The 9,872-nt window shown below is 57.0% G+C and carries 13 protein-coding genes; 8 read left to right on the top strand and 5 right to left on the bottom strand.

Features of this window, described 5'->3' with window-relative positions; translation table 11 throughout:
• Positions 1-80: 80 nt before the first annotated feature.
• A complete protein-coding gene (locus tag HMPREF9538_RS0128155) occupies positions 81-254 on the bottom strand; it encodes a general stress protein (protein ID WP_002898708.1) in 174 nt (57 codons plus the stop codon).
• 87 nt (positions 255-341) lie between these two features.
• Here HMPREF9538_RS0128155 and HMPREF9538_RS32415 point away from each other — a divergent pair, with 87 nt between their 5' ends.
• The 3 genes from HMPREF9538_RS32415 (at position 342) to HMPREF9538_RS07780 (ending at position 1,534) form a co-directional block, all read left to right on the top strand.
• Positions 342-473, top strand: coding sequence for a hypothetical protein (locus HMPREF9538_RS32415; protein WP_004221451.1), 132 nt, complete (start codon positions 342-344; stop codon positions 471-473).
• A 216-nt stretch (positions 474-689) separates the two neighbouring features.
• Positions 690-1,286, top strand: coding sequence for an NAD(P)H:quinone oxidoreductase (gene wrbA / locus HMPREF9538_RS07785; protein WP_002898704.1), 597 nt, complete (start codon positions 690-692; stop codon positions 1,284-1,286).
• A 20-nt stretch (positions 1,287-1,306) separates the two neighbouring features.
• Positions 1,307-1,534, top strand: coding sequence for a YccJ family protein (locus HMPREF9538_RS07780; protein WP_002898701.1), 228 nt, complete (start codon positions 1,307-1,309; stop codon positions 1,532-1,534).
• Between the two features lie 68 nt (positions 1,535-1,602).
• On the opposite strand, the gene agp is transcribed toward HMPREF9538_RS07780, so the two are convergent.
• The gene (gene agp, locus HMPREF9538_RS07775) at positions 1,603-2,850 is read right to left on the bottom strand and encodes a bifunctional glucose-1-phosphatase/inositol phosphatase (RefSeq protein ID WP_032420451.1); all 1,248 of its coding nucleotides are present in this window, start codon (positions 2,848-2,850) and stop codon (positions 1,603-1,605) included.
• Positions 2,851-3,002: 152 nt separating this feature from the next.
• On the opposite strand from agp, the gene HMPREF9538_RS07770 reads away from it, so the two are divergent.
• Both HMPREF9538_RS07770 and HMPREF9538_RS07765 read left to right on the top strand, forming a co-directional pair.
• Positions 3,003-3,452, top strand: coding sequence for a winged helix-turn-helix transcriptional regulator (locus HMPREF9538_RS07770; RefSeq protein WP_004141456.1), 450 nt, complete (start codon positions 3,003-3,005; stop codon positions 3,450-3,452).
• A 115-nt stretch (positions 3,453-3,567) separates the two neighbouring features.
• Positions 3,568-4,356 carry an SDR family NAD(P)-dependent oxidoreductase gene (locus HMPREF9538_RS07765; RefSeq protein ID WP_009485763.1) on the top strand — a complete coding sequence of 263 codons (789 nt, stop codon included), beginning with the start codon at positions 3,568-3,570 and terminating at the stop codon, positions 4,354-4,356.
• A 20-nt stretch (positions 4,357-4,376) separates the two neighbouring features.
• Here HMPREF9538_RS07765 and HMPREF9538_RS07760 read toward each other — a convergent pair whose 3' ends face one another.
• Entirely contained in the window at positions 4,377-4,598 is a 222-nt protein-coding gene (locus tag HMPREF9538_RS07760) for a hypothetical protein (protein ID WP_002898602.1), read from the bottom strand.
• A gap of 256 nt (positions 4,599-4,854) precedes the next feature.
• Here HMPREF9538_RS07760 and HMPREF9538_RS31750 point away from each other — a divergent pair, with 256 nt between their 5' ends.
• Positions 4,855-4,977 carry a small membrane protein gene (locus HMPREF9538_RS31750; RefSeq protein WP_002898600.1) on the top strand — a complete coding sequence of 41 codons (123 nt, stop codon included), beginning with the start codon at positions 4,855-4,857 and terminating at the stop codon, positions 4,975-4,977.
• A 118-nt stretch (positions 4,978-5,095) separates the two neighbouring features.
• Here HMPREF9538_RS31750 and HMPREF9538_RS07750 read toward each other — a convergent pair whose 3' ends face one another.
• On the bottom strand, positions 5,096-6,487 hold the full coding sequence (locus HMPREF9538_RS07750; protein WP_009485764.1) for an APC family permease: 1,392 nt from the start codon (positions 6,485-6,487) through the stop codon (positions 5,096-5,098).
• A gap of 353 nt (positions 6,488-6,840) precedes the next feature.
• Entirely contained in the window at positions 6,841-8,262 is a 1,422-nt protein-coding gene (locus HMPREF9538_RS07745; protein WP_002898595.1) for a glutamine synthetase family protein, read from the bottom strand.
• Positions 8,263-8,487: 225 nt separating this feature from the next.
• Between HMPREF9538_RS07745 and puuD the strand changes: the two genes are divergently transcribed.
• Both puuD and puuR read left to right on the top strand, forming a co-directional pair.
• On the top strand, positions 8,488-9,240 hold the full coding sequence (gene puuD / locus HMPREF9538_RS07740) for a gamma-glutamyl-gamma-aminobutyrate hydrolase (RefSeq protein ID WP_020802183.1): 753 nt from the start codon (positions 8,488-8,490) through the stop codon (positions 9,238-9,240).
• Between the two features lie 25 nt (positions 9,241-9,265).
• Positions 9,266-9,823: an HTH-type transcriptional regulator PuuR gene (gene puuR, locus HMPREF9538_RS07735; RefSeq protein ID WP_002898590.1), complete on the top strand. Its 558-nt coding sequence runs from the start codon at positions 9,266-9,268 to the stop codon at positions 9,821-9,823.
• The last annotated feature ends 49 nt before the right edge of the window (positions 9,824-9,872 follow it).

Consider the following 9,872-nt stretch of genomic DNA (forward strand, 5'->3'; position numbering starts at 1 on the left):
GGCAGATGCCGGCGGCGAGGGCGATGCGGTTGGGTCGGGGAGATTAACACCGCATCAAAGAGAACAGTGCGAGTCGCGCGTTAACTTTCACGACTACCATGACTGTTTTTACCCCCTTTTTTGCCAGCCTCTGAGGCGCGCTGAGGGTCATTTTTAAAATTCCCCCCGCTATGCTGGCCACCTTTACGTCCTGCTTCTGATGCTCTTTCACGGTCTTCGGCAAAGTTGCCGGAACCGCCACGATGGTTTGCCATTACTGACCTCCATTAGGTTAGACATCATAGTGCATTACGCGGGAGCGGCGACGCCGCTGTCCTGCCGCGTATCTATAAGGTTAGTGAATGACTGCGGCTGACGGCGGCGAATGTAATATCCAGAAACAAAGCCGGGCGAAAAAAGCTTCCTCGCGCCGCCAACAGCTCCTAACCGACTCTGCTGGCGAAGAAAAAATAGTCAGCAAAAATGTATCCTGATGCTACATCCTCGCCGCAGCGGCCAAAATAGCAGGCGCAACGCTTCCTCCTTCACTTCCTTTCAGGCCGCGCGGTGCAAGGAAAAGTAAATAACGCTTTGTCATTTTGTTATAAATCAAACAAATGCCCGTTGGATTTGCACTCTCCGGCGGAGGCTTTATCTTTAAAGGTACCAGCTATTTTGCTGGCTTATAATGCAACCGAGGAGTGATGGAAATGGCTAAAATTCTGGTGCTTTATTATTCCATGTATGGACACATTGAAACCATGGCTCACGCCGTCGCCGATGGGGCGAACCGGGTGGACGGCGTTGAGGTGGTTGTGAAGCGCGTGCCGGAAACCATGCAGGCTGAAGCATTCGCCAAAGCAGGCGGGAAAACGCAAAACGCGCCCGTCGCCACGCCGCAGGAGCTGGCAGAGTATGACGCCATCATCTTTGGTACCCCGACGCGCTTCGGCAACATGTCCGGTCAGATGCGTACTTTCCTCGATCAAACCGGCGGTCTGTGGGCGTCCGGCGCTCTGTATGGCAAAATCGCCAGCGTATTTAGCTCAACCGGTACCGGCGGCGGCCAGGAACAAACCATTACCTCGACCTGGACGACGCTGGCCCACCACGGCATGATCATCGTCCCGATCGGCTATGGCGCCCAGGAGCTATTCGATATCTCCCAGGTACGCGGCGGTACCCCTTATGGCGCAACCACCATCGCCGGCGGCGACGGCTCGCGGCAGCCGAGCGAGGAAGAGTTAGCCATCGCCCGCTATCAGGGTGAACATGTCGCCAAACTGGCCGTTAAACTGCACGGCTAATCTTCTGCAGGAGGAGCACTATGCCAACTCAAGAAGCAAAAGCACATCGCGTCGGCGAATGGGCAAGTTTACGTAACACCTCGCCGGAAATTGCCGAGGCGATTTTCGAAGTCGCCCACTACGATGAAAAACTGGCGGAGCAAATCTGGGAGGAAGGCAGCGACGAAGTGCTGGCGCTGGCCTTTGCCAAAACCGATAAAGACAGCCTGTTCTGGGGCGAACAGACGATTGAGCGTAAAAACGTCTAGGAGGTTTATCCCCACCTGGGCTCACCCTAACCTGCTAAAAAAACCCGGAGTGCTCCGGGTTTTTTTCGTTATTTCGCCGCCTCGTTGATCACCTTTTTAAAGGTCTCCAGCGGGCAGAATCCCTGGTCATCAACCGTACAGCCGTTAAGCGCCAGAGTGACCCGCTGCGGCGGGGCCTGCAGGGTTAACGCGTCGGCGTTACGCAGTTGCTCGGTACTTTGATAGACATACTCAATCTTCATCAGATCGCGATTGCCGGCGCTGTCATGCCAGCGCTGAAACAGCAGTTTGCCGCCGATAGGAGTGCGCTCATACTGGCCGGGCAGTTGATAGGGCTTAAAATCCAGGGCGGTGAGCAGCGAAGCGATATTCGAGTCGTGTCCCACCAGCAGCGTGACTTTCGCCTTGCTGGCTCCCTCGCCCACCAGCGCGTTATCGATATATTTAACCAGCGGTTTGGCGACGTTTTGCGCCACCGCCACCGAGGTAAACAGACTATCCTGATAGCCATTTTTCAGCTTCGACAGCACTTGCCACTGCTTATCGCTGGCGATCTCCCCCCACGCCACCTGATCTTTCGGGAAGCCTTCATAATATTGCAGGGTGAAGGCGTCTACCAGCGAGTTGCCCACCTTCAACGGTCCGGACACTCCCGGCTCCTGCTGATAACCGGCGCTAAAGGTATCTTTACCCTCGCTCAGGGAACAGACCTTCTTCTCTTTGCAGGAGGGCGAGTTGCGGTAATCGATCATCGTCTCCAGCAGCTTGTAGCTCTCGGTCAACTGCATTCCCTGGCGCTCTTTTTCCATCGCCTGCAGCGCTTTCTCGCGAAACGCCGGGGAGTCGTCGGTAATAACCGGGTTGAAGGTCGGGTCCATGGTGCCCATCTGCGGCTGGTGATGCACCGGGATGCCGCAGCCCGGGAACGCGCCGGTGATAAAGAACTGCGCGGTGGCGACGGTGCGCTGCAGGCTGTTAGCGTAGGCATAAACCGCGTTTTCCGGCGGGCACTCGCCGCTGGTCACCAGCTTCTGCTGCGCCAGCCATTCGCGCATATAGTGGCCCATATACACCTCCAGCACACCGCCTTTGGTGGTCAGCTGGCCGCCCGGCACATCCCACTGCGGCCAGGCCTTGGCGGTGGACTGCTCCAGCACGCTGCCGTTATTGGCCAACGGCGCACGCAGGTTGTGACGACTCATGATCAGCACCTGCTGCAGCTGATACCCCTCCGGGGCGGCCGTGTCCTGCGCCTGAGCGCCAGCGGATAACATCACCGCGCCGGCAACGGCGGCGGCAAGTAGACGTTTTTTCATCCCTTCATCCTTAGTCATTTATTATCATCGCGTTAATTGTGCCGGATTTATGACATTTTTCCTGGTAATCGCTCGCAAACTTAGACCGTAGCCGAAAATTTCCCCTGCCAGGCAAAGAGTTTTATAATGAAACAATTAACCTGGAGGCTTTCGTGAAACGTACCCGTCTGGAAAACAGCTGTTGCCCTATCGCCCGCTCCCTCGACGTTATCGGCGACTGGTGGTCGCTGCTGATCGTCCGCGATGCTCTGCGCGGGGTGCGCCGTTTTAGCGAATTCCAGAAAAACCTCGGTATCGCCAAAAACATGCTCGCCGGGCGGCTGAAAATGCTGGTGGATGAAGGCATCCTGCGCCTGCAGCCGGCCTCCGACGGCAGCGCCTGGCAGGAGTATGTCCTGACCGATAAGGGCCGTGCCCTGCAAACGGTGCTGGTCGCCCTCTCCCAGTGGGCAGACGACTATCTGTTCGATCCTGACGAACCGGCGACCCGGCTCATTGACCGCCAGCAGCGCCAGCCCCTGCGTAAGCTGGTCCTGCAGGCGGCGGATGGCCGTGAGCTGGCCCCGGCGGACATCACCATCGCTATCCCGCTGAACGACTAAACGCTGCCCTCGACAGGCAAAAATGAAAAAGTCCTGGCAAAATGGTTGCATTATTAAACCTAATATCTCATGCTGAATTTGGTTTAATAATGCAACCTTTTACGAGGCATTTCTCATGACCCAACCATCGCACACAGCTTTTATCACCGGCGCGTCCTCAGGTATCGGCGCGATCTATGCCGAACGACTCGCCGCCCGCGGCTACAACCTGATCCTCGCCGCCCGTCGTGAAGACCGTCTGCAGGCGCTCGCCGACCAGCTGCAGGCGCGCTACGCCATCCAGGCAAGCATCCTCAAAGCCGATCTTAGCGAAGAGCACGGGATTGCCGCCGTAGAGCAGCGTCTGCAGCAGGATCCCGCCATCGACCTGTTCATTAACAACGCCGGCACCGCGAAATTGGCGGGTTTTCTCGCCAGTATGCCACGCGAGCACCAGGCGATTCATACGCTCAACACCACCGCGCTGCTGCGTCTGAGCTATGCCGCGCTGGCCGCTTTCACCCCACGACGCCGGGGGACGCTGATCAATATTGCCTCTATCCTCGCGCTGCATACGCTGCCGGGCAGCGCAGTCTACAGCGCCAGCAAAGCCTGGGTGTTGAGCTTCACCCGCGGCCTACAGGAGGAGTTTGCCGACAGCGGCGTGCGTATTCAGGCGGTATTGCCGGCGGCGACCGCTACCGATCTGTGGCCGACCTCCGGCGTGGCGCTGGACGCTCTGCCCAGCGGCACGGTAATGACCACCGAGGATCTGGTTGACGCCGCTCTCAGGGGGCTGGAGATGGGGGAACAGGTCACCTTACCACCGGTTCATGACCTGGGACTGTGGGAGACTTTTGAGCAGTCCAGACTGGCGCTGTTTACCAGCGCGCGAACCGGACAGCCTGCGCCGCGGTATCGATAAGCGGCACCGTGCGGCGGGCGCTACTCCGGTAGCGGAACCGCCGTCAGGGTACAGATCGCCTCGTGCTCGCCGCCGCGGCGATCGGTAATCACCACCTTATCGCCCGCCTTTTTGCCTTCACACGGCTTGAGGACCTGCTCCACGATCCGCTCGCGGCTCGCCTGACGTTCACTTTCAGCCTGACTGGCGAAGGCAGACAGCGCCAACGCTACGCCCAGCAGGCTGAGGGTTTTCTTATACATGACTGACTCTCAGATCGTTCTTATTCGCGGTCAGCGTAACTCGCTATAGGCCGCACTTCTGTAAAATCACTTAACGGAGTGTTACGCCATTTCAGGTGAAACCCAGGCGGTCACATCCCTGCGGGAAATATTTTATCACAACCCCGCCGCCGGATATTCTCGCGATGAGGCGTCATCTTTCAGACATATCCCGATGTTATCTTCACACAGAGCCCTGTATCTTTTTCCCTTTCCAAACAGAATATTAGGTTGGTCTATGTCGGGTCTTATTCTCTTTATCGTCGCGGTGGCGCTGCTGGGCGTCGCCATCTACAGCCTGGTGTCGTACCTCAAAGAGCGGCGCGCCAGTCAGTTACCTGTCCATAAAAAGAAGAAATAATACCTTCCGTTCCCCACCGTTTTCTGCTGATTTCTTTACCGTCCTGTACTGTCCCTTACCGAAGCCAAAACGAAAGCAGGCCTGCGGGCCTGCCTTCGTTCAGTTTATGCCTCAGAACCTATGACTCCCAGGCCTGCTCCGCTTTAGCGGCATCAAACTGCGGCGGCGGTTTGCGGAAGCGTCGGGGCAGATAAGTCAGGTACAGCAGACCAAGCGCCGCCCACACCAGGCCGAGCGTCAGGGAGGTGGCCTCGAGATTGATCCACAATACCCCGACCGTCAACGCCCCGACCATCGGCAGCAGCAGATAATGCAGTCGATCCTTCCAGGTTTTGTTGTACCCCTTGCGCCGCCAGAAGTGGTTGAACACCGACAGGTTAACGAAGGTGAAGGCCACCAGCGCGCCGAAATTAATCAACGCGGTGGCGGTCACCAGGTCGAAGAACAGCGCCGACAGCGCAACGATGCCCACCATAATCACGTTCAGCGCCGGGGTACGCCATTTCGGATGCACATAGCCAAAAATGCGCTCCGGGAAGACGTTGTCGCGGCCCATCACGTACAGCAGACGGGAGACGCTGGCATGGGAGGCCAGGCCGGACGCCAGGGTGTTAACAAAGGTGGTGCACAGGAAAATCGACTGGAACAGCTTGCCGCCCACGTACAGCGCAATCTCCGGCAGCGCGGCATCGGGGTCTTTAAAGCGATGAATATCCGGGAAGAACAGCTGCATAAAGAACGACGCGACGATAAAGATAATGCCGCCGTACATCGCGGTGAGAAAAATTGCCTTCGGGATCACCCGCGCGGCGTCAGGGGTCTCTTCCGACAGGGTGGTCACCGCGTCGAAACCGAGAAACGAGAAGCAGACAATGGTCGCGCCGGTAATAATCGGGATCAAATGCGCATTCTGGCTGATAAACGGCTGCAGCGACCAGACGGTACCCACCCCCTCGCCTTTATGCAGCCCCTGCACCACCAGAATGACAAACACCACCATGATCGAAATCTGCACCAGCACGAACAGTGTATTGAAGTTGGCCACCAGGTTAACGCTTTTCAGGTTCGCGGCGGTCAGAATAGCGACAAAGGTCACTACCCACACCCACGGCGGCACTTCGGGGAACAAGGCCGAGAGATAGATCTTCGCCAGCAGGACGTTGATCATCGGCAGAAACAGATAATCCAGCAGCGACGACCAGCCAACCATAAAGCCGACGTGCGGACTGATGGATTTTTGCGCGTAGGTATAGGCGGAACCGGCTTCCGGAAACTGACGCACCAGTTTGCCGTAGCTGATGGCGGTGAACAGCACGCCAGCCAGCGCCAGCAGATAAGACGCCGGAACGTGGCCATTGCTGATGCCGGAGACGATGCCGAAGGTATCAAACACCGTCATTGGCGTCAGATAGGCCAGCCCCATCATCACCACTTGCCAGAGTTTGAGGGATTTACGCAGACGCGGTCTGCCCGCCTGAGCGGCGTTATGCGCCGGAGGATTAATAGCCATCGCCCATCCCCCCCTTGCTGTTAACAGTTTGCGGGCCCAACGTCCGCGTGACAAACCTGCTTAGCAAAGGGGTAAGGCGTAGATAAAAGGGTAAGACGGACCGGTAAGCGGTAGCTGGCTGGCATCCAATGCGGCCTGAGCGGCCTCCCTCTCCCTGCGGATATTTGAACATCTGCATCATCTCATTTCCTCGTCACACACTGTGTCGTTAACTGAAGCCCCGTTGCCGCCTGCGCTCCTTAACGCGACATCCGGGAAATGGCTGGGCTCCCAGCAAAAACGTCGGCCAGGCTCCGCTCAGGCCGTATGATGCTACTGATTACCAAACTTATGGGCCCCTCGCGGGGCGACCATCAGGCGTTTTTCAACATCCACTCAATTTCGGTTTCTGTGATAAGACGCTCAAACTGCAGTAATTCATCATGCTTACAGGCATGGAAAACATGGCAGAAACGCTCGCCGAGGCGCTCACGCAAGTGATCGTTCTGCATAAACTCCCACAGCGCATCGCTCTGGCGGATCGGGAACGGCAGGCCCTCTTGTTCCAGACCGTTACCTTCCACCTCTTCCTGTAAAGGCAGCTGGGGGTTATCCAGCCCGTGCAGAATGCCGGCAAAAATCGCCGCCATCACCAGATACGGGTTGGCGTCCGCCCCCGCGACGCGATACTCCACGCGGTGGTTCTGCCGCTCGCCGCACGGAATACGCAGCGCGACGGTGCGGTTGTTATGCCCCCACGAAGCCTGCGTCGGGACGTACATCCCCGGCTGGAAGCGGCGATACGAGTTCACGTTCGGCGCCAGCAGCGCCATCGAGGCCGGCATCAGATCGATCATCCCGGCCAGCGCGCGTTTGAGCAGCGCAGAGTCTTCCCCATCGCCGTCCACCAGCACGTTTTCCCCTTTATTGTTCAGCATGCTGATGTGGATATGCATCCCACTGCCGGCATGCTCTTCATAAGGCTTCGCCATAAAAGTGGCGTGCATCTTATGCTTCTCCGCCATCAAACGCACGAGACGTTTTAACGCCAGCGCATCATCGCAGGCGTCCAGCACGTTATCGGTATGGTGAAGGTTGATTTCAAACTGGCCCGGCGAGGCTTCCGCCACCGCGCCATCGGCGGGGATCAGCTGCAGTTTGGCCAGCTCGTCGATGTCGTTGAGCACGTCGGCGAAGTGGTTAAGGTTATCGACCGAGTAGACCTGGCTTTGTGTGTTGCGATCGTCAGTGCCCGGCGCACACGGCGGCTGCAGGTAGCCTTCGGCATCGCGTTTGCGGTCCAGTAAATAGAACTCCAGCTCTACCGCTACCACGGGGAACAGCCCGCGCTGGCGCAGCTGCTGCCAGAGGCGGTTGAGTACGTTCCGCGGCTCAACGTCAAAGGGAGCGCCATCTTCATCAACCATGGTTAGCTGTACCTGGGCTATCGATTGTGGGTCAGCCGCCGAAGGGGTTAAGGTGCCGGGTACCGGGATGCAGCTGCGATCCGGCTCGCCCATCTCCTGGCCCAGACCGGCCTCTTCCACCACATTGCCGAGAATATCCATCGCAAACACCGAGGCCGGGAAATAACAGCCTTTCTCCAGTTTGCTCAGGCCGGCAACCGGGATGCGCTTGCCGCGGAAGCAGCCGTTCAGGTCAGTGAGGAGGACATCGACATACTGGGTATCAGGGTAGGTTTCGAGGTAGCGCTTCACTTCTTTCGCGAACGCGCTAACCCGTCTCTCTTCCGTTTGCTGAACAAAATTCTCAACTTCTACGATATTGGTTTCCATGATTCACCGCCGTTGGTTGGGTTTCGGTCCTGCACTCAGACCGTTAAATATAATGTCCACCCCATCGACTGTGTATGCAAATAAATTGTTTGTCAAATGTTAAATTAAGTTTGCAAAGGGCTATTTCCACTGCTAGATTGAGAAAATATTGAACGATATGGCCGTTAAACCCGCTATAGCGGTCATAATTTAGTCCACTTTGTGAGGGCGATCATGGAAAATATAATGTACAAGCCAGTTATTGGCGTCGTGATGTGTAGAAACAGGCTTAAGGGTCACCAGACCCAGACCTTGCAAGAAAAGTACCTGAATGCAATTGTGAACGCCGGCGGACTGCCGATTGCCCTGCCGCATGCGCTGGCGGAGCCGGAGCTACTGAACGCGGTCGTTGATAAACTGGACGGGATCTACCTGCCAGGCAGCCCCAGCAATGTGCAGCCGCACCTTTATGGTGAAAACGGCGATGAGCCTGACGCCGACCCCGGGCGTGATCTTCTGAGCATGGCGCTGATTAACGCCGCGCTCGAAAGGCGCATCCCCATTTTCGCCATCTGTCGTGGACTGCAGGAACTGGTTGTCGCCACCGGCGGGACTCTGTATCGTCGTCTGTTCGAGCAGCCTGAGCTCCTTGAACATCGCGAAGATCCTGAACTGCCCGTCGAGCAGCAGTATGCGCCGTCCCATCAGGTTGAGGTTCAGGAAGGAGGATTGCTGTCGCAATTGATACCGGGCTGCAACACGTTTTGGGTAAACTCGCTACATGGGCAAGGGGCAAAAACCCTCAGTCCGCAGCTGCGCGTGGAGGCGCGAGCGCCGGATGGACTGGTGGAAGCGGTCAGCGTGAACGATCATCCTTTCGCGCTGGGCGTACAGTGGCATCCAGAATGGAACAGTAGCGAATACGCCCTGTCGCGTATGTTGTTTGATGGTTTTATCACCGCCTGTCAGGGCCATCATGCTGAAAAGCGGCGGCGCTGACCACTACCGTTAAGGAAATGCAAATATGAGCGATGACGGACTGGCGCCAGGGAAACGTCTGTCAGAGATCCGCCAGCAGCTGGGTCTCTCACAGCGTCGTGCCGCCGAACTGTCTGGGTTAACACATAGTGCCATCAGCACCATAGAGCAGGATAAAGTCAGTCCTGCCATCAGTACGCTGCAAAAGCTGCTGAAAGTCTATGGGCTGTCGCTCTCGGAATTCTTTTCTGAACCCGAAAAGCCGGACGAACCCCAGGTGGTCATTAATCAGGATGACCTGATTGAGATGGGAAGTCAGGGCGTTTCCATGAAGCTGGTTCATAACGGAAATCCGAACCGTACGCTGGCGATGATTTTTGAAACTTACCAGCCTGGAACCACGACCGGGGAGAGGATTAAGCATCAGGGTGAGGAGATAGGCACCATACTGGAAGGTGAGATCGTGCTGACCATTAACGGTCAGTCGTACCACCTGGTGGCTGGACAAAGCTATGCCATTAATACCGGCATTCCGCACAGCTTCAGCAACACCTCGGCAGGCATCTGCCGCATCATCAGTGCCCACACCCCCACCACATTCTGATTATTTCGCCTGAACGAAGTTCAGGCTTACTTCAGGCCTGTCGCGACGG

Origin of the sequence: Klebsiella sp. MS 92-3 (assembly GCF_000195655.1) — a bacterium.
Taxonomy (GTDB): domain Bacteria; phylum Pseudomonadota; class Gammaproteobacteria; order Enterobacterales; family Enterobacteriaceae; genus Klebsiella; species Klebsiella pneumoniae.